Raw genomic sequence first — 22,280 nt, forward strand, 5'->3', positions numbered from 1 at the left:
GCACGTCCACGAATTCAGTGAGCATTCCTGGTGGAGGAGGTCTCAGAGGTGACGAATGACCGCACGCCTCACGGAAAAGGCTCCGAAGTACACGGGATCTTCGAAAAGATCGCCGGGTACTACGATCGGATGAATTTCGTCATGACGCTCGGCCGTCATGAACAATGGTGCCGCGAGGTCGCCGCACGTGTCGCACCGGCCGCGGGCGGACGACTCCTGGACCTGGCCACAGGGACAGGTGTGATCGCCTTGGAGGCGGCACGGAGGTACCCTGCCGCCACCGTGACGGGCGTCGACTTCTCGCAGGAGATGCTGAGTCGCGCCAAGGCCAAGCCCGGGGCGGACGCGGTTCGATGGCGGCAGGCGGATGCGGCCTGCCTGCCGTTCGAGAACGAGTCCTTCGACGGGATCACCGAGGGTTATCTCCTCAGGAACGTCGACGACCTCGACGGAGTGCTCCGCGAACAGTACCGAGTTCTCAAGCCCGGCGGCCGGATCGTGATCCTCGAAACGTGTCCCCCGAGCGGCCTGCTGAAGCCGGTCGTGGAGTGGGGAGTCCGCGTATTCGTCCCGCTGCTGGGGCGGGTCCTGGCTCGCGACCGATCGTCTTACACCTATCTCGAATCCAGCATGCTCGCCTTCACGTCACCGCACCATATCGCCCGCATTCTGAGTGGACTCGGTTTCCGGGACATCGGGTGGAGCAAGAAGTTCTTCGGCACGAACGTCATATTGTGGGCGACCAAGCCGAGATGACGGCGTTGGCATGCCGTGCCAAATGCGTCCCCCCTCTCCGAAGGTCACCGCTCCGAAGTCGGCGACATTCGCACCATTCAAAAATATCCAACGCGATATCGGCGATGCCACCGGTCGTCCGTAGTGCTCCGGCCTTCGCACCTGTCGCCGCTCCCCGAGGAGAGGGAACGGCATCCCCCTCGCAGGGGAGCACACAGGACCACGGCCGAGAAAGGCTGTCAATCATGAACACAACATCCGCGGCTTCCTCACCTGCCGCGTCCGCGTCCCCGAGTCGGCTCACCATCTGGGCCGGCCGAAGCATGATCTTCATCGCCGTGGCGCACATCGCCGTGTTCGCCCCCTCCGCCCCTTGGTCCAGCTGGCTCGCCGGGGACCTTCGCACCGGTGCCGCGGACGGTGAGTCGAAGGCGATTTTCTGGGCCCTGCCCGGTGGATTCGTCGTGCTGCTGGTGCTGCTGGGGCTACTGGTGGCACGGGCAGGACGGCAGGGACAACACGTTCCCGGGTATGTCGGCTGGGCGATCCTCGGCTGGGGAGCGCTGGGCGTGAGCCTGGTCGGAATGAGCGGTTTCGTTTCCGCGATCATCCCTTTCGGGCTGCTCATCGCGGCGGACATCACCGCCAAGCGCAAAACCCATGACCGGCGAACCGCCTGACAGTGGAGCATTCCGCGAGGCGGCCTGGGGTGACGGCGCCCCGGCGAAGCGGCGGGCGGACGCGGGGATACGGCCCGGCCTCAGCCGCCGCCGGTCTCCTCGGCACGGGAGGACACGTAGGCCCCCTCACCGGGGAGGATGTAGACGAGGCCCTCGTCACTGAGCTCCTGGATCGCCCGGCGCACGTCCTCGGGCGGCACGCCGTACCGTTGCCGCAGGTCCGCCTCGGTGGGGAGCGGGCGGTCCGGTTCGATCCGGCCGCTCAGGATCTCGTCGCGAAGGATGCCCGCGAGCTGCCGGTACACGGGCTCGGGGCCCTCGTGCTGGATCCTGGTGGCCACGACCGGTAAATGTCCGCATTCGCCAGACTTCCACCTGCATAGCCGCAAATATCCGGCAATAAGCTCTTTTCAGCGTCCCGGCGCTCCCGCGTGCCTCACCGGCCGCGGAGGGTGGCCGAGGGGGCCTGGCCGTACCGGGCCCGGTAGGCCGCGGCGAAGCGGCCCTGGTGGAGGAAACCCCATCGGGCGGCCACGGTGGTGACGGTGCACCGGGCCGGGTCGCCCGCCACGAGCTCGTCGTGGACCCGCGCCAGACGGACGTCCCTGAGGTGGGCCATCGGGCTCAGGCCGAGGTGCCGGCGAAACCCTTCCTGGAGAGAGCGGCTGCTGACCGCGACCGCCCGCGCGACGTCGTCCGTGCTGAGCGGCCGGCCGGCGTGCTCGTGCATGAACTCCATGGCCCGCCGCACCACTTTGGGCAGCGCCGGGGGCGCCGGGGCCGCGAACCGGGCCGAATAGTTGGACGGCTGCATCGTGAGCAGCGAGGCGAGCAGCGCGTTCTCCAGGTGCGCGACGGCCAGCGGCTGGCCCGTCAGCCCGTCGCCGTGCTCGGCCTCGCCGACGAGCAGGTCCGCCATCGCGCACCAGGCCCGCGCGGGGCCCGTCGTCATGTCCAGGCCGGGGTCGAAGACGAGCGGCCGGTCGAGCGGCGCGCCGAGCATCTGCTCCAGCGCCCGTTCCACCGCGGACCGGTCGAACTTCACGATCAGTTGGGGGCACCCGGCCGCCCAGCGCATGTCCAGGTACTCCGTCGGCGAGGGCAGCGAGGCCAGCCGGGGCGTGGACACGATCTCCCGGGTCCCGCACCTGATCAGGCTGCTCCCGGCCAGAGGGATCTGCACGAGGTAGAAGGACTCCAGCTCTCCCGGCTCGATGTGGACGTCGGCCGCGTAGTCCAGGTAGCTCACCCGTACGGACCCGAACCCGGCCGAGTTGAACCGGGCGAGCAGCGGCGCGGGGCCGCCGGACAGGTCCAGCCGATGCGGGCAGAACACCCGCCCCACCAGCTCGCGGACCTCGTCGAGATCGTCACTGGCGAAGACGGCGTGGTTTCCGAGCAGGACCCTTCCGGCCATCGGCGCTCCCGGCCTCACGTCGCGTTGACGTGGTCATGCTGACCGACCGGGGGCCGCCCGTCCAGGGACAATCCCGTACTCGCGCGGCCGATGTCCGCGCCCAGGGGACAGGATCCGCGCTCAGCGGATGGTCAGCGCACGGTCACCGACCGTACTTTCTCAGCAGCCCCGTATTTATGGACCCGCCGGGGTCATCGAACGAGAAAGGAGAAGTCCCATGCGCGACATCATGATCGTCGGGGCCGGGCAGTCCGGCCTGCACCTCGCGCTCGGCCTGCTGCGGCACGGCTACGACGTCACGGTGGTCTCCAACCGCACACCGGAGGACATCGCCGGCGGCCGGGTGATGTCGAGCCAGGCCATGTTCGGCACGGCCCTCACCCACGAGCGCGCCCTCGGCCTCGACTTCTGGGGCGACGCCTGCCCGCCCATCGAGGGGATCGGGTTCACGGTTCCCGCGCCGGACGGCGGCCGGGCGATCGACTGGGCGTCACGGCTGCGCGCCCCGGCCCGCTCGGTGGACCAGCGGATCAAGATGCCCGCGTGGCTGGCCGAGGTCGAGCGGCTGGGCGGCAAGCTCGTCTTCCACGAGGCGACGCCCGCCGACCTGGAGACCTACGCCGCGCGGTACGACCTGGTCCTGGTCGCGGCGGGCAAGGGGGCCGTCGCCTCGCTGTTCCGGCGGGACCCGAGACGCTCGCCGTACGACACCCCGCAGCGGGCGCTCGCCCTCACGTACGTCAACGGGCTCGCGCCCCGGCCCGAGTACCCCGCCGTGTGCTTCAACCTCGTGCCCGGTGTGGGCGAGTACTTCGTGTTCCCCGCGCTGACCGTCACCGGGCCGTGCGAGATCATGGTCTTCGAGGGTGTGCCGGGCGGCCCGATGGACTGCTGGGCCGACGTGCGGACTCCCGAGGAGCACCTGGCGAGGAGCCGGTGGATCCTGGAGACCTTCCTGCCGTGGGAGGCCGAGCGCTGCGCCGCGGTCGAGCTCACCGACGAGCTGGGCGTCCTGACCGGCAGGTTCAGCCCGACCGTGCGCAGGCCGGTGGCCACGCTGCCGTCGGGCGCCTCGGTCCTCGGGGTGGCCGACGTGGTCGTGCTCAACGACCCGATCACGGGACAGGGGTCGAACAACGCCGCCAAATGCGCCGCCTCCTATCTGGAGTCGATCCTCGACCGGGGAGCGCGGCCGTACGACGCGGAGTGGATGGAGCGGACCTTCGAGCGCTACTGGGCGGACGCCTCGCATGCCACGGCGTGGACGAACGCCCTGCTCGCGCCTCCGCCGCCGCACGTGCTCGATCTGCTGGGCGCGGCGGGCGAGCTGCCGGAGGTGGCCTCCCGCTTCGTCAACGGGTTCGACGACCCGCGGGACTTCGCCGCCTGGTTCATGGACCCCGACCGGGCCGGGGCCTACCTGGCGAGCCTCGGCCGGTGAGGGCGGGCCATGAGGTCGCTGCGTGACGCCCTCGGGCAGTTCGCGACCGGGGTGGCGGTGGTCACCACGGCCACCTGGGACGGGGAACGGGCCGGGGTCACGGTCAACTCCTTCACCTCGGTCTCGCTCGACCCGCCGCTGGTGTTGTGGTGCCTGTCCCTCCGGGCGCCCAGCGAGCCGGTCTTCCGCCGGGCGGGCCGGTTCGCGGTCAACGTCCTGGCGGCCGACCAGGACGGGCTGTCCCGGCGGTTCGCGACGCCCGGTCCGGACAAGTTCGCCGGGGTGGAGACCTGTCTCTCCGCCTGCGGCCTTCCCGTACTGGCCGGGACGGTGGCCTTCTTCCTGTGCCGTACGCTGACCGCGCACGACGGCGGCGACCACCGCATCTTCGTCGGCGAGGTCGAGCGGTTCGAGCGGCGGGGCGGCGAACCGCTCGTCTTCCACTCCGGGAGGTATCGGGCGCTGTCGGCCTGCGCCTGACGTCGAGACGCCCCAGAGACGAGGCGTCGGGGGCATCCCGCACACCCGGCCGGGACAGCCGCCCGGGCATCGCGAGAAGCCGAAGACCCGGAGCAGACGGCGCGGGCGATCGACGCCGGCGGCCGGCTGCACATGGGGGACATCGGGACCATGGACGAGGCCGGCAACGTCCGCGTGACCGACCGGCTCAAGGACATGTTCATCGTGGGCGGGTTCAACGCCTATCCGGCGGAGATCGAGAACATGCGCGACCGGCAACGTGCTCAAGACCGCCCTGCGGCGGCTCGCCTGACCCGCCTCCCCGGCCGGGTGTCCCCCGTCCGGGACCGCGTAAGCGCGTCGCGGCGGGCGGTCACACGCGCGGGGTGAACTGGGACAGGTCGTAGATGCCGAGGGCCTTCTCGATGTCGGCGACCTGGTCCACCACTCCCTCGAACCCGCGCGCGCCGAACCGGCGGTGCTCCTCGTCCTCGAAGATCTCCCCCAGCTCGGTGAACCGCGCGGGCGGCACCACGTCGCGAAAGGCGGGGAAGACGACCGTGTCCTCGCGCGCCTCGTGCGGCTCGTACATGCGGATGAACGCGCTCATGTCGGCGACGAGGTCGCGGCGGCCGCGCGTCCCGGGGCTCGCGGCCGCCGGCGACCCGCCGGTGGCCTTCAGGATGCGGGCGGTGAGCACCCGTCCGCGCTTGTGCTGCAGGTCCAGGACGGAGACGGTGTCGGTGAGCTTCCCCGCCCTGGTCAGCGCGGGGAAGACGTACTTCTCCTCCAGCTCCTCGTGGTACTGCTCGATGAAGGTGCGGATGATCCGCGCGCCCGCGTTCAGCTCCCGCGCCGGGACGGGCTCGCCGCGGTCGATGCGCCGGATGCCCTCGCGGTAGACGAGCAGGATGCGCTTGAGCACGCCGTGCTCACGCATCAGGTCCTCCGGCGGGGTGACCGGCACCTGCGCCTCGGACGCCGGAGGCTTGGCCGAGCCGGACGGCGCGGGGTCCGGCGGCGCATCGTGGGTCTCCACCAGTCGCAGCGTCGTCGGCCCGCAGGCCGTCAGCGCCAGCCCGCCGGCCAGGGCCGCCGGGACGCGCAGCAGTTCGCGCCGTCCCATTCCCGCAGTTCCCGGCGTACGGGATTCCCCCGGATCGTCCGCTCTCACCCTGCCATCGCCTCCCCGATCGCCCGGCGCACCCGGCAGGGAGGTCCTTCCCCGGCCACCTGATCGGGTCGCCGGTCGCGGGGTAATCGTTCGACCACCGCTTCATCCACTTTGTCCGAGTCGTCCCGGCAGGCGTGCCCGGCCGCGCGGGGACGCTCCCGCGTCCCCGCGCGCTCCGCTCGCCGCCCCACCGGGCTCGTCGAGAACGACGCGCGGCCTCGCCGTACGGCGGCTCAGACGGTGATCTCGCCGATCGTCCGGACCGGGTTGGCGAGCTCGCCGATCCCCTCGATCTCGATCCGCACCTCGTCTCCGGAGAGCAGGGTGAAGTCGCCGTCCGGCACGAGGCAGGTGCCGGTGGCCAGGATCACGCCGTGCGGATACCGGTCGGCGCGGAAGAGGTGCTCCACCAGGTCGTCGATCCGCCGGTGCAGCTCGCCGGTGGAGGCGGCGCCCTCCCAGAGGGGGGCACCGGATGACCCGGCCGGACCGCGGAAGACGCGCATCCGGATGCCGAGGCCGTAAGGGTCGGGCACCTCCCAGGCCGGGCGGATGCCGGGACCGAGGGCCGTCGCGCCGAGGTACATCTTGGCCTGCGGAAGGTAGAGCGGGTTCTCCCCCTCGATCGACCGTGAGCTGACGTCGTCGCAGATCGTGTAACCGGCGATCTCTCCGCTCGCGCAGACGACCACCGCCAGCTCGGGCTCGGGGACGTTCCAGTCCGAGTCGGGCCGTACGGCGATCGCCTGGCCGTGGCCGCGCGCCCGCCAGCCCAGGGACTTGAAGAACAACTCGGGCCTGCGGGCGTCGTAGACCCGCTCGTAGATGTCGGGGTCGCGGCTCTCCTCGGTCCTGGCCTCGCGCGACCGCCGGTAGGTGACCCCGGCCGCCCAGATCTCGGTCCCGTGGTCGGCGGGCGCGGCGAGGACAGTGCTCGGCCCCGGGGCGGCGGCGCCCGCCGCGCCGTCCGCCACCCCCGCCGTCGTGCCGGACGACCGCCCGGAGGCCGGGCCCAGGGCACGGCGGAAGTGGGCGAGGTCGCCCGACAGCGCGCCGGCGAGGGTGAAGTCCCGGGGCAGGGACCGGTCGCCGCCCTCGTCGCGCAGCGCCCAGCGGCCGGACGCGGAGCCGTCGGGAGCGGGGGCTCCGCCGGGGAGAGCCTGGACAAGGAGCATGCTGGCCTGCCTTCGCCGTCTGTCGCCGCGGTGCGGGGATGGATGTGTCGCGGATGCCGGTGCCGGATCGATGGGATGAGGGGGCGCTTCCGGATCGTGTGAGGGAGGTGGCGGGCGGGGCCGCGGCGCCCATTCCGCGGCCCCCGCCCGCCTGCTGCCGGGGCGGCGCGCCATCGCCGGATGATCCGCCCCGGCAGGCCTGGTCAGCGCGTGAACCGCGCCGTCACGGTGACGTGCCCGCGCAGGCCGGTGAGGTCGATCGTGTCACCGGTCACCGGGAGCGTCCGGCCGCCCGCCTCGGCCCCGGCCAGCGTGTGCCCGGCGGGCACACGCAGCCGCAGCGTCGCCGACGCGTCTCCGAGACGGGAGGGCAGCCGCACCTCGGCCTTGACGACGCCGCTCGCCAGCCGCGAGGTCAGCGTGTACGCGAGCGGGCCGTACACGGTGGGCAGGTCGGCGACGGCGACGCTCTTGCCGTCGGCGAGCCACCCGCGCGGTGTGGCGGAGGCGAGCCGCAGGCCGGTCGGCTTCCCGTGCTCGTCGCCCACCTCGTGGACGAGGATCTCCCGCAGGCTCTTGAGGTACCCGGCGTTGTTGGCGCTCAGCGGCGAGAGCCAGGTGCCGCGGTAGAACTTGCCGGGGCACGGGTCGATGTTGGCGCCCTCTCCCACGCTGAACGTGTCTCGGGAGAACCCGTGGGCGAGCTGGCCGTAGAACGAGAGCACCTGCCGGTCGGGCTGGTCGGTCGCCGCGAGGAACCGGTTGTACTGGTAGCCGTACACCTGGTCGACGCCGGTCCCCTCGTACCCGGCGAGCCCGTCGGGCCTGCAGTCGCCGATGGCCTGGCCGGTGTAGTTGAACCGGATCATCCCGAGGAACGTGCCGCCGTGGGTGTGGACGTACTTCAGCAGCTTGGCGTTCTCGTCGTCGGTGAAGAACCCGGAGGCGAAGCCGTAGTACGCGAGCAGGTTCCAATAGCTGGAGTCCCGGGTCTGCGTGATCGTCTCGTACGGCTGGTCGCCGGAGAACAGCTCGCGCGGCACGAACAGCGACCCGTCGGGCAGCTCCGTCTTGGACGCGTCGACCGCCGCCCGCAGCTTGCCGGTGAAGGCCTCGTACGGCCCGGCGTAGGCGTCCACGAGGTCCTGGCGGCCGATGGCGCGGAAGACCTCGACCATGTCGCGCCAGCCCCACCAGGAGACGAGCTGGGCGTGGGTCCAGTAGCCGGCGTTCCAGTTGTCCTCGCAGCAGCGCTGCTTCTCCAGGATGCCGTTGGGGTCGGCGGCGGCCTGCCCGACGTAGTCGTCGAGGTAGCCGCGCAGCTTGCCGAGGTTGTGCCGGACGAACTCCGCGTCGCCGGTCAGCCGGTAGTAGCGGGCGGCGGCGAGGAGCTTGGCGCCCTGCTCCCAGTTCCGGTACATCACCGGGTAGGCGGGGCCGCCCTCCTTGGTCAGGTCGAGCAGCGTCTGCAGGTCGCGGCGGTAGTCCTCGGTGAAGCCGAACTCGCCGAGCGCGGAGACGGTGTCGACCATCTCCGGCACGTACTGCTGCTCGTAGAAGTTGCCGATGCTGTAGCGCCAGCCCATCGTGAGGTTCTGGACGAGCAGGTTGCGCAGGGCGTCGGTGGCGTACCGCTCGGGGATGGAGACGGTCGCGCCGCCCGACAGCTTCTTCTTCCAGTAGCGCGCCACCTCGTCGCGGGCGCCGCTGTACCGGCCGGGGGCGAGGACGGAGGCGCCGTTGCCGCGCACCTCCGCCGGGTTGTTGATCACGGCGAGGGTGACGGTGCGCGGGCCCTCGGCCAGGTCGAGGTCGTAGGTGAGGTCGGCGCCGGAGAGCGTGGGCCGCCCGTCGGCGAGGAGGTAGACGCGGCCGTCGGCGGCGACCTTGCGCCCGTCCAGGGACAGGGCGGGGTTCTTCGGATCCCTGATGTGGACGCGGAGTCTGGCCGAGCGGGCGTTCCCCGCGCCGGTCGCGGTGATCTTGACCAGGCTGACCAGCGACGCGGTCTCGGGCACGCGCGCCGCGAACGACTCCTGCGTGTACCTCACGCCGGCGGCGTCGCGGTAGTCCGTGCGCAGGACCGGGAGGTAGCCGTCGAGCAACCGCTGCCCGGAGAGCCGTCCGAGGTCACCGCCGTAGCGCTCGCTCCCGTCGGGGCCGACGAAGAACCGCGCCTGCCAGAAGTTCCCGCAGCGGGCGTTGAACGCCTCGGAGTAGTCCTTGGTCCACGGCGCGGCGTCGCAGGGGGTGTGCCAGTCGGCGGTGATCCCGCTGCCGTCGGCCGCGTGCAGGGCGTAGTGGTTGTCACTCGGCTCCGGCGGCGACTGGGTGTCCGCCGTGTCCCCCTTGGGCAGGGTGAGCGGCAGGTAGTGGTAGCCGGTGTCGGAGATGCCGTTGGCCCCGGTGTCCGGCTCGCCGGTCGCGACGCCGCCGGTGGCGATCGGCACCAGGTAGTCCTTGATGTTCTCGAAGGTGGGGCCCTCGGGCGTGGAGATGAGGTGCTCGCCCCACAGGTCGGTGCCCGAGCGCAGGGCCTCGCGCACTCCGTCGATGTACGGCTGGCTCAGGGTGGGCCAGGTCTGTTCGCCTCCGAGCGGCGGGGGCGGGCTCGCCGCCCGGTCCGCCCGCGCGGGCACGGTGAACGCGCCCGCGCCGACCACGGTCGCGATCAGCCCTGCCACGAGGATTCGTCGGCCTTGCTGCATCCAGGTTCCTCCTCGGCGTGCTGCTTTCGGCAAGAGGCGATGGCGCGTGCTTCTCGGACGCGGTCCAGAGCCGAGAGGGGGCTCAGGCCGTAGTGGTAGAAATCCACGCGGTCGACGTGGAGTTCGCGGGCGACGCCGAGCTTGTGGGCGAGGTTCTCGGCGGAGTCGCAGTCGGGGCTCATGGGGCGCAGCGCGATCCCGAGCCGGGCTGCTGGCCCCGCCTCGGCGCGGTAGGCGGCGATCTCGTCCCGCACCCGCGCCGGGTCGCGCGCGTACGGGGTGAGGGTGATGGGGCAGGTGGCGGCGACGGCGGCCGGGTCGACGCCCAGCTCGCCCGTCGTGGCCACGCCGGGCGGGCCCGTGGGGCGGCCGTCCGCCCACCCGAGCATCCCGGCGGACAGGTCGAGCAGCCGGAACCCGGCGCCGGCGGCCGCGGCGGTCGTGGCGAGGCGGGCGACGAGGGTGGTCACCCGCTCGCGGCGCGCGTCGAGGTAGCGCCGCAGCCCGGCCCGCCGTACGGCGTCGGCCGTCGCGGCGGGGGGCGGGCCTCCGGTCAGGCACGCCTCGACGTGCGCCTTCGCCGCGGCCGTCAGGCCGGGCACGTCGGCGCCGCGTCCGGAGGCCGCGTCGCGGCAGTGCGCGCAGAAGCACAGCCCGAGCAGCAGGGCCGCGGTCGGGTCCAGCGGCACGGAACGGCGCTCGTGGCCGTACCCGTGGTCGAACGGCAGCCAGTGCGGCGCCTCCGCGAGCACGGTGCCGACCGGGTAGCGGCAGACGTCCTCGGTCAGCGCCACCGCGTACGCGCGGACGTCGGGGTCGGACGCGCACAGGACGTGCGGGTAGACGTCCCCGAACAGGTTGCGCACCGCTCCCGGCCGCGCCGAGTCCTCGCGGTCGTCGTGCAGGTAGACGATCCAGGCGTCCACGGCGGCGCCGTACGCGCCGGCCCGCCCGCACAGCTCGCCGAGCAGGTCGCGGCCCATGGCGAACGCGCTGCGGACCGGGCGCAGCGCGGCGGGGTACCGGTCCCACTCGGGCGCGAAGCACACGCCCGCTCCTCCGGTCGCCACCCTGCGCAGGGGGTTGTGCGGGAGCAGGTCGCGGGCGGCGTGGTAGGCGACGGCGGGCGCGATCCGCTCGACGCCCGCGCGCTCGCGCACGTTCCGCAGCACCGCGTCGACGCCTTCCCCGGCGAGGTCGAGCGGGCCGCAGAAGATCGAGGTCTCCGGCCCCCGGCCCGGCACGGGAGAGGCGGACGCGGATGAGCCGGACGTGGACGGAGGCGGAGCGGGCGGGCCGGGCGGCGGCGGAGCGGACCCCGGGCCGGGCGCCGGAGCGGGCGGGCCGGGCAGTGGGCCGGGCGGCGGCGCGGGCGCAGGCGGGCTGGGCATGGGCGGACTCCCCTACATGCCCACGGTCAGGCCGCCGTCGACGACCAGCGCGTGGCCGGTGACGTAGGAGGCGTCGTTCCCGGCGAGGAACGCCACCACGGCCGCGATCTCGTCGGGCCTGGCGAACCTGCGCAGCGGGATCCGGCCGGTGAAGCGCGCGCGGTCCTCCTCGCCCCAGCCGCCCTCCTCCCAGATCTCGGTCCAGGTCGATCCGGGGCAGACCGCGTTGACCCGCACGCCGTCCCCGGCGTACTCGACGGCGAGGGTCTGGGTGGCCGAGACCAGCGCCGCCTTCGACGCGTTGTAATGCAGCATGTCCGGCTGGCCGCGCAGCGCGTTCACCGAGGCCACATTGACGATGGAGCCGCGCCCGGCGGCGCGCATCGCCCGCCCGGCCTCCCTGCTCAGGAACACGGCCGCCTCCACGTTGACGCGCAGCACCTCGCGCAGGTCGTCCGGCCGCAGTTCGTCGAGCGCGATGCGCGGCGCGATCGCCGCGTTGTTCACCAGCACGTCGTACGGCCCGCCGTGCGCGGCGAGCAGCTCCGCGACGGCCGCGTGGTCGGCGACGTCCACGACCCGGCCCTCGATCTCGCCGTACGCCCCGATCTCGGCGACGGCCGCGGCGAGCAGGTCTCCCTGGACGTCGCAGGCCGTCACGCGCGCGCCCTCGGCGGCGAGCCGCGCCGCGACGGCCTTCCCGATGCCGCGCGCCGCGCCGGTCACCAGCGCCGCGCGCCCGGCCAGCCGCTTCGGCCCGCTCCTGCCCCCCGTCTCGTCCGCGCCCCTCTCCTTCGCGGTGCTGTCACTCGCGGTGCTGTCACTCGCGGCCCTGTCCATCGCGTCCATGTCCTGCGCGGCCTCCGTCCCGCTCGCTCCGTCCATGCCGTTCACGCGGGCGCTCCGGTCCGCCGCGCGGGCGCGTCCAGCCCGAACAACGCGGCGGCGTTGACGCCGAGGATGCGCTCCTTGGCCGCGCCGTCCACCCGCGCGTACACGCATCCGCCGAGCTGCAACGCGGCGTTCATGAACGGCATGTCGCTCCCGAAGACCATCCGTTCCGGGCCGAGCTCGCGGACCAGGAACTCGACCACGCCGTCCCAGGAGAGCGGGCCGGTGAGGTCGAGGTGGATGTTCGGGCGGTCGGCGACCACGTCCACGACCCGGTCGAGGCCGTAGTCCAGCCCGGCGTGCCCGAGCAGCAGGGGGATGGTGGGGTACTCGTCGGCCAGGGCGGCGAACACGCCCAGCGGGTCGCCCGCGAAGTAGCTGTGCGAGAGGACCGGAACGCGGTGCTCCGCGGCGTACTCCCACACCGGCCGGTACGCGGGCCCGTCGAGGGGATAGTCGCCGTGCAGCTCCGGGTGCAGCTTGATCCCGCGGAAGGCCGGGTCGGCGAAGCAGCGCTCCAGCTCGTCCCGCACCTCGGCGGCGTAGTTGGGGTTGATGCAGCAGTAGCCGAGCACCCGGCCCGGGTGCCGGGCGGCGGCGGCCTTCACCTGGTCGTTGCCGAAGCGGTAGTCGGCGTAGATCCCGGCGTGGGCGGCCACGACGGCGACGTCCACCCCCAGGAGGTCCATGACGCGGACCATGCCGTCGATGTCGTTGGCCGGGATGTGGAAGTTCCGGAACGCCCCGAGATGGCAGTGCGCGTCCACGACCAGCGGCCAGTCCGTGGGCCCGGCCTTCCCGCTCGCGCGCTCGGCCACCGCTCCGTCCGTCACGCCGCCCGTCACGCCGCCCGTCATGCCGGCCGTCATGTGGTCCACCCGGGCATCCCCCGTTCCGTTCGTCGCGGCCCCGTCCACCGTGCCGGCCGCCGAGGTCACCGCGTCAGCGCGCATGCGCGGCCGCCTCCTTCGTCTCCACGCCGGCGTCCGCGTCCGCGCCCGCCGCCGTCCCGGTCCGTACGTCCGCGAGCAGCCGGGTCAGGGTGCCCGAGGCGATCAGCTCGCGGTCGGCCGCGGGCAGGCCCGCGCGGTCGAGCTGGAGCAGCGCCCCGCCCATCGACCGCAGCGGGTAGCCCGAGCCGAACACCACCCGGTGCGCCCCGAAGCGTTCGCACAGGTCCTCGAGCCCGTGGTGCACGTTGAACCCGGCCGACTGCACGTGCAGGTTGGCGAACCGCTTGAGCAGGGGGTAGAGGGTCCGGTTGTTCCGTCCCTGGACGTCCATCAGGATCACCGGCAGGTCCGGGTGGCACTCCACCAGGTCGTGGATCTCCCGCCACGGCGGCTCGCCCCGCCGGAACAGGGTGAAGTCGACCGCGAGCGGCATCCGCACACGTTCGAGCGCCGCGAGCAGCTCGCCGGAGCACCAGGGCGCGAGCGAGAACCGGTGCCCGGCCATGTCGGACGACGGGAAGATCCGCGCCATGCGCACCCCGGACGCGAGCAGCCCGGCGACCAGCGGCTCCGGCTCGGCCGCCTCGCCGGTGTGCGGCGGCAGCACCACCCCCACCGGGCGCAGCCGCTCCCGCACGCCGCCCGCCGCGCCGGCCAGCTCGCGCAGGAGCAGCTCGTTGCCCGCCTCCGGGGCGTACTCGTGGGCGAGCACGTGGTAGACGGCCGCCTCGTGGACCCCCACCCGGTCCATCTCCGCGACCAGGTCCGCCGCCGTCACCGCCCGGGTGATGTACGGCCGGTGCCCGGCCGGGCGGCCGATGAAGGTGTTGCAGTCGAGATACCGCAAAGATCCTCGCTTCTCTCAGGGCGCCGAGCTTCCGGCGGCGGGGGCTCCCGGTCGTGGAAACCCCGGCCGCGGGCGTCTCCGCGCGCGGAAACCTGTCAGGACGCGCGGGTCGTCCGGAGCGTCGCGTACGGGTCGCCGCCGTCGGGGGCGGGGATCCGGTACGCGGCGAGCCTGTCGGGGTCCAGCTCGACGCCGAGGCCGGGCCCCGGGGGCGGGAGCAGGAATCCGTCCTCGATCGTCAGGCCGGTGCGGACGACGTCGTCGGCGTGGTAGAGGTGCCCGGCCACGTCGCTGGGCTGGTCGAGCCGGGGCGAGCTGAAGGCCACGTGGGCCGCGGCGGCGGTGCCGATGCCCAGCTCCGGCATGCTGCCGATCGCCACGCCGGCCCCGGCCGTCGCGCACAGGTCGGCGATCCGCCGCGCGCCGACCGGCCCGCCCGCCTCGGGGACGTACACGTTGACGATGTCGGCGGCGCGGGCGCGCAGCACCCGCCAGGCGTCGCCGGGCGACCACACGCTCTCGTCGGCCATGATCGGGACCGTGGAGCGGGCGCACAGCTCGGCCATGCCCTCGACGTCGGCCGCGGGCAGCGGTTGCTCGACAGACAGCACGTCGTACGGCTCCAGCCGCCGGATGAGCCGGAGCGCGTCCTTGGCGAGTGTGCACGCCATGTTGAGGTCCACCCGGATGCCGAGGCGCGGGCCGAACTCCGCGCGCAGCGCGGCGACGACCTCGACGAGCCGGTCGTGGTCGCCGCCGCCCTTGGCCTTGAGCGTGGTGAAGCCCTCGCCGGTCAGGCGGCGGGCCCGATCCAGCACCTCGTCCACCGGGGCGATCGGCAGCGACATCGACAGCGGCACCCGGTCGCGGGCGAGCCCGCCGAGCAGGTCGTACACGGGCCGGCCGGACGCCTTGCCGGCGAGGTCGAGCAGCGCGGTCTCGACCGCCGCGACGGCGGCGAGTGAGTGCCGGCCGAACGCGAGCACCCGCGACGCCGCCTCGTGGAAGCGGGTCAGCGCGAACGGGTCGGTCCCGACGACGACGGGCGCGAGCAGCCGGTTGACGAGGCCGCACAGGGCGGCGCCGTTGCCGTGCCAGATGAGGGAGATCTCGCCGAGCCCGGTCGTGCCGTCGTCGGCCTCGGCGACGACGACGCCGTAGTCGGAGGTGGCCTGGACGCCGAGCGCGGAGGTGAACGGCTCGCGCAGCGGCACCGAGACGGGCACGGCCTCCAGCCGCGTGACTCTCATGGCACTCATCCCTTGGTCGAACCGGCGAGGACGTCGCTGAAGAAGAAGCGCTGCAACACGAGGAAGATCACCACGACGGGCAGGGAGGCGATCACCGCGATGGCGGCGATGTGGTGCCAGTTGGACGTCAGCGTGGACATGAAGTACTGCAGCCCGACCGAGATGGTGAACCGGCCGTGGTCGCGCATGATGACCAGCGGCCACAGGAAGTCGCTCCACGTCAGCGTGAAGACGAGGATCGCCGACGTGGCGAGCGGCGCCTTGACCAGGGGCAGCATCACGCGGAAGAGCAGCCGGGCCGGCGAGCAGCCGTCGATGACGGCGGCCTCCTCCAGCTCGTCGGGCAGCCCGCCGAACGCCTCGCGCAGGATGTACACCGACAGCCACAGGTTCATCGCGGCGGTCGGGATGATGATCCCGAGGAGGTTGTCGGTGAGGCCCATCTCCTTGGTCGCGATGAACAGCGGCAGCATGATCGCGGGGAACGGGATCACCATCGTGCTGAGCCCCAGCAGGAAAAGCAGGCGCCGGCCCCTGAAGCGGAACCTGCCCAGGGCGAACCCGAGCAGGGCCGCCGCCGCGACGTTGAGCAGCACCGTGCCGACGGACACGATGAGGCTGTTGGCGAAGTACCGCTGGACGTCGGCCTGCCCCCACACGTACGCGTAGTTGTCGAGGGTGGGCTGGGTCGGGATCAGCTCGGGCGGCACGGAGAAGACGTCGCCGCGGCTCTTGAACGACGTGGAGACCAGCCACAGGAGCGGTCCGACCGCGACCACCGACGCGACCGCGAGTACGGCGACGACCACCGTGCGGGAGACCGGGCCGAAGGCCCTCCCGGCCCCGGCACGGCCCGGCCTGCGCGCCGGCCTCCGCCGCCTCGCCGCCGCCGGGACGCCGCCGCCCGCCCCGCTCGTCGCGCCCGCCGTATCCGGAACGCCCGTCGTGCTCATCGCGCCCGGCAAGCCCGTCGTGCTCATCGCGCCACCCTGGCGAGCCGCAGGCCGAGCAGGACCAGGCCGAGGACGAGCGCGAGCAGTACCACGGCCATCGCGCTGCCGTACCCGAACTTGAAGAACGAGAAGGCCGACTCCCAGATGTAGTAGGCGGTGTTCTTGCTGGCGTTCACCGGGCCGCCTCCCGTCAGGACGTAGATCTCGTCGAAGGTGCGCATGGCCGCGACGAAGGCGATGACGGAGCTGAGCACGATCGAGCCGCGCAGTTGCGGCACGACGATGTTCGCGAAGGTCCGCACGTGCCCGGCCCCGTCGATGGCGGCGGCCTCGAAGTGCTCGCCCGGCAGCGTCGCCAGCCCGGCCAGATAGATCAGCAGGTAGATGCCGAAGGCCCGCCAGACGATGACCCCGGCCACCGACCAGATCGCCCAGCCGGGGTCGGAGAGCCACGAGACCGGCTCGCGTGTGATGCCGAGCGACACCAGGACGTGGTTGACCAGCCCGTTGTCGTCCAGCATCCACTTCCAGGCCACCGACGAGACGATGATCGGCACGACCACCGGCAGGTAGAGCACGGTCCGGAAGAAGCGCCGGAACGGGATGCCCCGGTGGATCCAGTACGCCACCGGCAGCGGCAGGCAGACCAGCAGGACGGTCACCGTCACCGTGATGAGCGCGGAGTTCAGCAGGGTCCGGTGGAAGACGGCGTCGGTCGCGAGCGCCTCGTACTGACGCGTCCCCACGAAGGAGGCGGGGGTCAGGCCGTTGAAGTCGGTGAAGCTGAAGAGCAGGGTGTTCAGGGCGGGGTAGAGGACGAACCCGCCGATCAGCCCCACGGCGGGGACGGCGAGGAGCCATCCCCAGCGTGAGTCCCTGACCGCGCGCCACGCCCGGGGCGGCCGCGCCGCGCGGCCGGGGCGGGTCCGGAGTGCCGTTCCGCTCACTGGCCCACCGGGAGGATCCGGTCCCACTCACCCGCGGCGTCCTTGAGCGCCGCCTCGGCCGTCTTGTCGCCGAGCAGCGCCGCCTGGAACTGGGTGCGCAGCGCGGCGAACAGCTCGGCCACGGCGGGGTGCTTCGGCCAGTAGAACTTCACGTCCTGGTCGACGAGCACCTTGATCTCGGGGGACGACTGGAAGTAGGGGTCGTCGGCGACGGAGGCGAGCCCGGGCAGCACCGGGGCCTGCTTCGCCAGCTCGAGGACGGTCGAGCTGAAATAGCGGGCGAAGTCGAGGGCCTCCTTGGGGTGCTTGCTCGCCTTGGGGACGGCGAACTGCTGGAGGAAGCCGTTGGCGGCGCCGCCCGCGCCCTTCGGGTGCACGGCGACCTTGAACTTCTTGAAGGTCTCGGCGTCCGTGTTGTCCTGGAGCCAGCGCAGGATCCACGGGCCGAGGAAGACCATGCCGGTCTTGCCCTGGGCGAGGACCTTGGCGCCGTCCATGACGCCGCCGTTGACGGACGTGCGGTCGATCCAGCCCTTCTTGACCCCTTCGGCGTACCGCTCCAGGTGGCGTACCGCGTCGGGGGTGGCGAAGGCGGCCTTCTTCCCGTCGTCGGACAGCAGCGGGACGCCGGCCTGGCCGGCCAGGATGTCGGACGGGTTGCCCGCGTCGTCGAAGTCGTCGAGGGTCTGCACGAACCCCGACGCCCCGGTCTTTTCGTGGATCTTCTCGGCCGCGGCGAAGACCTCGTCCCAGTCGGCGGGCGGCTTGTCCGGGTCGAGCCCGGCCTCGCGGAAGAGGTCGGCGTTGTAGATGAGCGCCGAGACGCTGCCGTAGAACGGGATCGCGTACGCCTTGCCGCCGATGACGCCCGCGTCCCACAGCCCCGGGGCGTACTCGGCGGCGATGGACGGGACGTCGGGGGCCAGCTCGTCGAGGGAGTAGACCGTGCCGGTCGCGGCGAACTTCGGCAGGATGAACGGCGTCATGTTGACGACGTCGGGCGTCGCGCCGCCGCTGATCGCGGCGAGCAGCTTGCTCTGGGTCTGCTCGAAGTCCGGGATGTCCACCCATGTGATCGTGGTGCCGGCGTGCTCCTGCTCGTAGCGGCGGATCGCCCCCTCGATGTAGGGCGTGTAGCCCTCTTTGAGGTTGATCGTCCAGAACTCCAGCGAGACCGGGCCGGAACCGGAGGACGCGGGCTCGCCGGTCGTGCCGCCGAAGACGCCGCACGCGCTGACCACGGCGGTGACGAGTACGAGGGCGCCTCCTGTGAGGAGGCGCCGGCGCTTGATCGGCCCCACGCTCTGCTCCCTTCTCCGTGCTGCCCCCGGAAGCCGCGATGAATTACGGCCATGTTCGGAAATGGTTCGTTTAATGGCCACAAGTGTGCAGACGCCCGAGGGGTCCGTCAAGACCTCACCGCGGGGCCGCCCGGGGCTTCCGGCGCGGTTTCCCGGGGGGCGCCGGAAGGCGCGCCGATGAACGCGCGAGCGACACGAGACCGCCCGGCGAGCCCCACCGCAGCGGTCGAACGCTCCCGGGCCGGTGGGATGTCGCCGGGCCGGCGGCGCGCGGTCAGGCGGTGTGGCCCGAGCCCCTCAGGTGGGTGTTGATGGCCAGCCGGTAGAGGCTCTTGGGCCGGCCGCGCTTGCTGGGCTGCGACATCCCGGCCGGCAGGGCGAGGCCGTGCTCGCGCAGGACGCGGATGATCCGGCGCCCGCTCGGCACCGACACCCGCAGCGCCTGCCCGATCTCCTCCGCGCTCGCCGCGGCGCCGTCCAGCCGCCGCTCCAGGTCGCCGAGCCGCGACAACGTCGAGACCCCGAGGCCGGTCCGCCCGGCCAGTTCGCGCAGGCCGCCGTCGTCGGTGCGGTCGTCGGCCTTGAACGCGTAGCGCAGCGGCGTGGCCGCCGCCCCCATCGGGCCGATGATCAGGCCGTCCTCGCTCATCAGGTAGCCGGTGTCGCCGCCCTCGGCCATGGCCCGCCGCACCGCCATCTCCGCGTGCCGCACCGAGTCCCTGGCGGACTCCCCCACCCCGAAGCCGGCCGCCATCCGCACCCCGAGCCGGGCCCGGACCTCCTCGATCAGCGGCACGGTCGTCCACGACGCGGTGATCTCCTCCAGGAGCCCCTTGTGCGCGAACACCAGCACGGACTGGTCGCCCCTGCCCTCGACCCACGCCTCGGCGAACTCAGGGGCGTCGAAGAACATGCGCAGCGTGTTCACCCGCTCGACGCCCGCCTCGTACAGGCCGGAGTCCTCCAGCAGGCGGTAGACGGCGGCGGCGAAGCGCAGGTTGGAGTGCCGGGCCGAGACCGCCCGCAGCACCACCTCGTTCATCGCCGACCGGATCGAGGCGACCACCGGCACCGACCGCAGGACCGGCACGTCCATGCTCTCCAGCAGCCGCGTGTAGACCCGGCTGCGCCCGGTCACGGCGTAGTGGGTCCGGTGCCGCCGCCGCATCTCCAGGTGGAACGCGACGATCTCCTCGACGTCCTGCCCCGGCGCGTACGGCAGCGCGCGCATCGCCCTGACCGGGAGGCCCAGCTCTCGGGCGAGCTCCTCGACGACCGGCTCGTCGAACGTGTCGACGCTCGCCGGCGCCAGCGCGAGGCCCTGCTCGCGCGCCCTGAGCAGGGCGAGCGCCAGGTCGATGGGCCCCTGGCGGGCGACCGCCACGGGCACTCCCTCGGGCAGCATGTCGCGGCACCGGTCGAGCGGCATCGGCCCGGCGAAGAACACGGCGTCCACGTCCTGGAGCGCCTCGCGGACCGACGGCTCGATCCCGCCCTCGTCCTCGTAGCGCACCCACCGGGCCTCGACGCCCTCCAGGCGGGCCAGCGCCGCCTCGAACACGCTCTCGCTGGCGACGGGGACGACGATCCCGAGGCGCGTTCTCGTCAACGGCCGGGGATCCCTGCTCATGGGCTGCGTTTCGGGCACGTGAACAAAATAGTTCGTAAGCGGGACCGGTCGCGGCACTTCGCCCGGCCCCCGTCCCGCTCGGCGCCACGGCCTGCCACGATCCGTGACGACATCCCGCCCCTTGCGTGCTCGTAAATAGCTCGTAATATGGCCGGGAGAACGCGGGGCGCGCCCATCCGGCCGTCCCCCGGCCGCGATCCTCGGCCCCGCGTCCGGCCACGCACGCACACAGGAGCGAGAATGCGATCCCACGTCCTGGGCGAACTCACCAGCGCGGAGCTGGGCCGGCTGGCCGCCGAGGCGACCCTGGTCATCCCCGTCGGCGCGACCGAGCAGCACGGAGCCCGGCTGCCGGTCGGCACCGACGCCGTCGTGAGCGAGCGGGTGGCGCTACGGGCCGCCGCGGGCGTGACCGCGCCGCCGGCGCTGGTCGCGCCCGTGCTCGCCTACGGCTCCTCCCACCACCACCTGCCCTTCCCCGGGACGCTCTCGCTGAGCAGCGGCACCCTGCTCGCGGTGCTCGGCGACCTGGTCGCCTGCGCGGCGCGCACCGGGTTCCGCAGGGTCGTCGTCTTCAACGGGCACGGCGGGAACGACGACATCATCCGCCAGGCCGCCCGGGACGCCGTGCTCGACCACGAGATCACCGTCGCGGCCGCGTCGTACTGGACGCTCGGCGGCGAGCGGCTGGTCGAGCTGGCCCGGGAGGCGGGCATCCACCACGTCCCCGGCCACGCCGGCGCGTTCGAGGCCGCCCTCCTCCTCGCCCTCGGGACGCCGCCCGCCCCCGCCTCCCCCGACGACCCGCCCCCCGGAACGCGTACGCCGCTGGAGATCGAGGGCGGCTTCGTCGCCGAGCACGGCTGGATCGCCGCGATCAACGGCGCCACCGACCCCGTCGCCCCCGCCACGGTGGAGGCCGGGCGCAGGATGCTCGACCACGTCGTCGAGGCGTTCACCGGCTTCCTCACCCGCTTCGGCGCGCGGGCGCGCTGACACCGCCGCCGTGGCCCGGCGGCGCCGAGCCGGCGTGCCGCGCGCCGGGAGTCACCCGTCGACGACGCGGCCGGGGGAACCGGACACGGCATCCCCCGGCGGCGCTATCCCTTGTAGTTGAAGACCTGCCGCAGGGTGTGCTCGACCTCGACGAGGTCGCGCTGGTCCTCCATGACCTGGTCGATCGACTTGTACGCCTCGGGGTGCTCATCGATCAGCGCCGTCGCCCGGTCCGCGTTCCAGGTGCGTCCCGCCATCGCCTCGGCGAGCGACTCCGCCGAGAGCCGGCGCCGCGCCTCGGCCCGGGACATGCGGCGGCCCGCGCCGTGCGAGCAGGAGTTGTACGACGACGGGTTGCCGAGCCCGCGCACGATGTACGAGCGGGTGCCCATCGAACCGGGGATCACGCCGTGGTCGCCGGCGTCCGCCTTGATGGCGCCCTTCCGGGTGATCCACATGTCCTTGTCGCGGTGACGCTCCTGCTCCGTGAAATTGTGGTGACAGTTGATCGTCCGCACGCGCTCGCCCTTGCCGGCGACGGAGAACAGCGCGTCGGAGAGCACCGCGTCCATCCGGCCGCGCGAGGCCATGGCGTACCGCTGGGCCCAGAGCATGTCGCGGATGTAGGCGGTGAACTCCGGAGTGCCCTGGACGAGGTAGGCCAGGTCCGGGTCCTCCAGCGTGATGAAGTAGCGCGCCATCAGCTTCTTGGCCTCGGCGATGTGCCGGGTCGCGAGCTGGTTGCCGATCCCGCGCGAGCCGGAGTGCAGCACCGTCCAGACGCGGTCGCGCTCGTCGAGGCACACCTCCACGAAGTGGTTGCCCGAGCCGAGGGTGCCGAACTGGCGGGCCGTGGTGCTCCGCTGCTTGGTCGTGAGCTCGGTGTGCGGGTGGCCGATCCCGTCGAGCGCGTCGTCGATCGCCGGGTCGTCGTGGCCCTTGCCGACGCCCGCCGGGATGCGGCGCTCGACGAGCGGCATCAGCGCGTCCAGGCTGTCGGGCAGGTCGGAGGCGGTCAGCGTGGTCTCGGTCGCGACCATGCCGCAGCCGATGTCGACGCCGACGGCGGAGGGGATGATCGCCCCCTGGGTCGGGATGACGGAGCCGACCGTGGCGCCGAGGCCGACGTGCGCGTCCGGCATCAGCGCGACGTGGCCGGGGACGAACGGGAGCCGGGCGGCGCGAGCGGCCTGCTCGATCGTGCCCGGTTCGATGTCGGTGGCCCACGAGAGCAGGTTCGGGGCGACCCGGTTCGGCATGGTTGCTCTCCTTTACGTCGCCGCCAAGTCTGCACGGGCACGAAAGGAGATTCGACTCATTTGATCGGTGACC

At 72.7% G+C, this 22,280-nt stretch carries 21 protein-coding genes; 6 read left to right on the forward strand and 15 right to left on the reverse strand.

What is annotated here, in order from left to right; genetic code table 11:
* Positions 1-48: 48 nt before the first annotated feature.
* Both AWQ70_RS18585 and AWQ70_RS18590 read left to right on the forward strand, forming a co-directional pair.
* A complete protein-coding gene (locus AWQ70_RS18585) occupies positions 49-756 on the forward strand; it encodes a ubiquinone/menaquinone biosynthesis methyltransferase (protein WP_067178051.1) in 708 nt (235 codons plus the stop codon).
* A 224-nt stretch (positions 757-980) separates the two neighbouring features.
* Positions 981-1,415 carry a DUF6463 family protein gene (locus AWQ70_RS18590; RefSeq protein WP_281197052.1) on the forward strand — a complete coding sequence of 145 codons (435 nt, stop codon included), beginning with the start codon at positions 981-983 and terminating at the stop codon, positions 1,413-1,415.
* Positions 1,416-1,495: 80 nt separating this feature from the next.
* On the opposite strand, the gene AWQ70_RS18595 is transcribed toward AWQ70_RS18590, so the two are convergent.
* Positions 1,496-1,756: a winged helix-turn-helix domain-containing protein gene (locus AWQ70_RS18595; protein WP_218004584.1), complete on the reverse strand. Its 261-nt coding sequence runs from the start codon at positions 1,754-1,756 to the stop codon at positions 1,496-1,498.
* 95 nt (positions 1,757-1,851) lie between these two features.
* Entirely contained in the window at positions 1,852-2,832 is a 981-nt protein-coding gene (locus AWQ70_RS18600; RefSeq protein WP_067177698.1) for an AraC family transcriptional regulator, read from the reverse strand.
* A 217-nt stretch (positions 2,833-3,049) separates the two neighbouring features.
* On the opposite strand from AWQ70_RS18600, the gene AWQ70_RS18605 reads away from it, so the two are divergent.
* The 3 genes from AWQ70_RS18605 to AWQ70_RS42220 all read left to right on the forward strand — a co-directional run bounded on the left by AWQ70_RS18605 (position 3,050) and on the right by AWQ70_RS42220 (position 5,122).
* Positions 3,050-4,273, forward strand: a complete 1,224-nt coding sequence (locus AWQ70_RS18605) for a styrene monooxygenase/indole monooxygenase family protein (RefSeq protein ID WP_067177700.1) — start codon at positions 3,050-3,052, stop codon at positions 4,271-4,273.
* A 9-nt stretch (positions 4,274-4,282) separates the two neighbouring features.
* On the forward strand, positions 4,283-4,753 hold the full coding sequence (locus AWQ70_RS39905; protein ID WP_067177702.1) for a flavin reductase family protein: 471 nt from the start codon (positions 4,283-4,285) through the stop codon (positions 4,751-4,753).
* A gap of 132 nt (positions 4,754-4,885) precedes the next feature.
* Positions 4,886-5,122 carry a hypothetical protein gene (locus tag AWQ70_RS42220; RefSeq protein WP_067177704.1) on the forward strand — a complete coding sequence of 79 codons (237 nt, stop codon included), beginning with the start codon at positions 4,886-4,888 and terminating at the stop codon, positions 5,120-5,122.
* On the opposite strand, the gene AWQ70_RS18620 is transcribed toward AWQ70_RS42220, so the two are convergent.
* From AWQ70_RS18620 to AWQ70_RS18675, 12 genes are all read right to left on the reverse strand, one after another.
* Positions 5,106-5,858 (reverse strand): hemerythrin domain-containing protein, encoded by a 753-nt coding sequence (locus AWQ70_RS18620; protein ID WP_067177706.1) that lies wholly within the window; start codon positions 5,856-5,858, stop codon positions 5,106-5,108. The genes AWQ70_RS42220 and AWQ70_RS18620 overlap by 17 nt on opposite strands.
* Before the next feature lie 281 nt (positions 5,859-6,139).
* Positions 6,140-7,081 carry a fumarylacetoacetate hydrolase family protein gene (locus tag AWQ70_RS18625; RefSeq protein WP_084517346.1) on the reverse strand — a complete coding sequence of 314 codons (942 nt, stop codon included), beginning with the start codon at positions 7,079-7,081 and terminating at the stop codon, positions 6,140-6,142.
* A gap of 203 nt (positions 7,082-7,284) precedes the next feature.
* Entirely contained in the window at positions 7,285-9,789 is a 2,505-nt protein-coding gene (locus AWQ70_RS18630) for a hypothetical protein (RefSeq protein ID WP_169808701.1), read from the reverse strand.
* Entirely contained in the window at positions 9,753-11,180 is a 1,428-nt protein-coding gene (locus tag AWQ70_RS18635; RefSeq protein WP_157530165.1) for a hypothetical protein, read from the reverse strand. Before AWQ70_RS18635 ends, AWQ70_RS18630 begins: the two co-directional genes overlap by 37 nt.
* A gap of 12 nt (positions 11,181-11,192) precedes the next feature.
* Positions 11,193-12,065 (reverse strand): SDR family NAD(P)-dependent oxidoreductase, encoded by an 873-nt coding sequence (locus AWQ70_RS18640; RefSeq protein ID WP_245647040.1) that lies wholly within the window; start codon positions 12,063-12,065, stop codon positions 11,193-11,195.
* Between the two features lie 5 nt (positions 12,066-12,070).
* Complete coding sequence (locus AWQ70_RS18645; RefSeq protein WP_067177713.1) at positions 12,071-13,024, reverse strand: amidohydrolase family protein; 954 nt, start codon at positions 13,022-13,024, stop codon at positions 12,071-12,073.
* Positions 13,014-13,871, reverse strand: coding sequence for an amidohydrolase family protein (locus AWQ70_RS18650; RefSeq protein ID WP_067177716.1), 858 nt, complete (start codon positions 13,869-13,871; stop codon positions 13,014-13,016). The genes AWQ70_RS18645 and AWQ70_RS18650 overlap by 11 nt, the downstream gene beginning before the upstream one ends.
* A 95-nt stretch (positions 13,872-13,966) precedes the next feature.
* Entirely contained in the window at positions 13,967-15,121 is a 1,155-nt protein-coding gene (locus AWQ70_RS18655) for a mandelate racemase/muconate lactonizing enzyme family protein (protein ID WP_067177718.1), read from the reverse strand.
* A gap of 5 nt (positions 15,122-15,126) precedes the next feature.
* The gene (locus AWQ70_RS18660; RefSeq protein ID WP_157530167.1) at positions 15,127-16,101 is read right to left on the reverse strand and encodes a carbohydrate ABC transporter permease; all 975 of its coding nucleotides are present in this window, start codon (positions 16,099-16,101) and stop codon (positions 15,127-15,129) included.
* Positions 16,098-17,021 carry a carbohydrate ABC transporter permease gene (locus AWQ70_RS18665; protein WP_169808702.1) on the reverse strand — a complete coding sequence of 308 codons (924 nt, stop codon included), beginning with the start codon at positions 17,019-17,021 and terminating at the stop codon, positions 16,098-16,100. Before AWQ70_RS18665 ends, AWQ70_RS18660 begins: the two co-directional genes overlap by 4 nt.
* Complete coding sequence (locus AWQ70_RS18670; protein WP_067177724.1) at positions 17,018-18,322, reverse strand: ABC transporter substrate-binding protein; 1,305 nt, start codon at positions 18,320-18,322, stop codon at positions 17,018-17,020. Before AWQ70_RS18670 ends, AWQ70_RS18665 begins: the two co-directional genes overlap by 4 nt.
* Positions 18,323-18,596: 274 nt before the next feature.
* Positions 18,597-19,931: a hypothetical protein gene (locus AWQ70_RS18675; protein WP_084517358.1), complete on the reverse strand. Its 1,335-nt coding sequence runs from the start codon at positions 19,929-19,931 to the stop codon at positions 18,597-18,599.
* A gap of 261 nt (positions 19,932-20,192) precedes the next feature.
* On the opposite strand from AWQ70_RS18675, the gene AWQ70_RS18680 reads away from it, so the two are divergent.
* The gene (locus tag AWQ70_RS18680; protein WP_067177728.1) at positions 20,193-20,948 is read left to right on the forward strand and encodes a creatininase family protein; all 756 of its coding nucleotides are present in this window, start codon (positions 20,193-20,195) and stop codon (positions 20,946-20,948) included.
* 104 nt (positions 20,949-21,052) lie between these two features.
* On the opposite strand, the gene AWQ70_RS18685 is transcribed toward AWQ70_RS18680, so the two are convergent.
* Positions 21,053-22,207, reverse strand: a complete 1,155-nt coding sequence (locus AWQ70_RS18685) for an RtcB family protein (RefSeq protein ID WP_067177730.1) — start codon at positions 22,205-22,207, stop codon at positions 21,053-21,055.
* Between the last annotated feature and the right edge of the window lie 73 nt (positions 22,208-22,280).

Source organism: Microtetraspora niveoalba, from assembly GCF_001570405.1.
Lineage (GTDB): Bacteria > Actinomycetota > Actinomycetes > Streptosporangiales > Streptosporangiaceae > Microtetraspora > Microtetraspora niveoalba.

Coding starts and splice junctions, on each gene's coding strand:
- AWQ70_RS18590 (WP_281197052.1), top strand. CDS start 981: ATGAACACAACATCCGCGGCTTCCTCACCTGCCGCGTCCGCGTCCCCG.
- AWQ70_RS18600 (WP_067177698.1), bottom strand. CDS start 2,832: ATGGCCGGAAGGGTCCTGCTCGGAAACCACGCCGTCTTCGCCAGTGAC.
- AWQ70_RS18605 (WP_067177700.1), top strand. CDS start 3,050: ATGCGCGACATCATGATCGTCGGGGCCGGGCAGTCCGGCCTGCACCTC.
- AWQ70_RS39905 (WP_067177702.1), top strand. CDS start 4,283: ATGAGGTCGCTGCGTGACGCCCTCGGGCAGTTCGCGACCGGGGTGGCG.
- AWQ70_RS42220 (WP_067177704.1), top strand. CDS start 4,886: ATGGGGGACATCGGGACCATGGACGAGGCCGGCAACGTCCGCGTGACC.
- AWQ70_RS18620 (WP_067177706.1), bottom strand. CDS start 5,858: ATGGGACGGCGCGAACTGCTGCGCGTCCCGGCGGCCCTGGCCGGCGGG.
- AWQ70_RS18625 (WP_084517346.1), bottom strand. CDS start 7,081: ATGCTCCTTGTCCAGGCTCTCCCCGGCGGAGCCCCCGCTCCCGACGGC.
- AWQ70_RS18630 (WP_169808701.1), bottom strand. CDS start 9,789: ATGCAGCAAGGCCGACGAATCCTCGTGGCAGGGCTGATCGCGACCGTG.
- AWQ70_RS18635 (WP_157530165.1), bottom strand. CDS start 11,180: ATGCCCAGCCCGCCTGCGCCCGCGCCGCCGCCCGGCCCACTGCCCGGC.
- AWQ70_RS18640 (WP_245647040.1), bottom strand. CDS start 12,065: ATGGACGGAGCGAGCGGGACGGAGGCCGCGCAGGACATGGACGCGATG.
- AWQ70_RS18645 (WP_067177713.1), bottom strand. CDS start 13,024: ATGCGCGCTGACGCGGTGACCTCGGCGGCCGGCACGGTGGACGGGGCC.
- AWQ70_RS18655 (WP_067177718.1), bottom strand. CDS start 15,121: ATGAGAGTCACGCGGCTGGAGGCCGTGCCCGTCTCGGTGCCGCTGCGC.
- AWQ70_RS18660 (WP_157530167.1), bottom strand. CDS start 16,101: ATGAGCACGACGGGCTTGCCGGGCGCGATGAGCACGACGGGCGTTCCG.
- AWQ70_RS18680 (WP_067177728.1), top strand. CDS start 20,193: ATGCGATCCCACGTCCTGGGCGAACTCACCAGCGCGGAGCTGGGCCGG.
- AWQ70_RS18685 (WP_067177730.1), bottom strand. CDS start 22,207: ATGCCGAACCGGGTCGCCCCGAACCTGCTCTCGTGGGCCACCGACATC.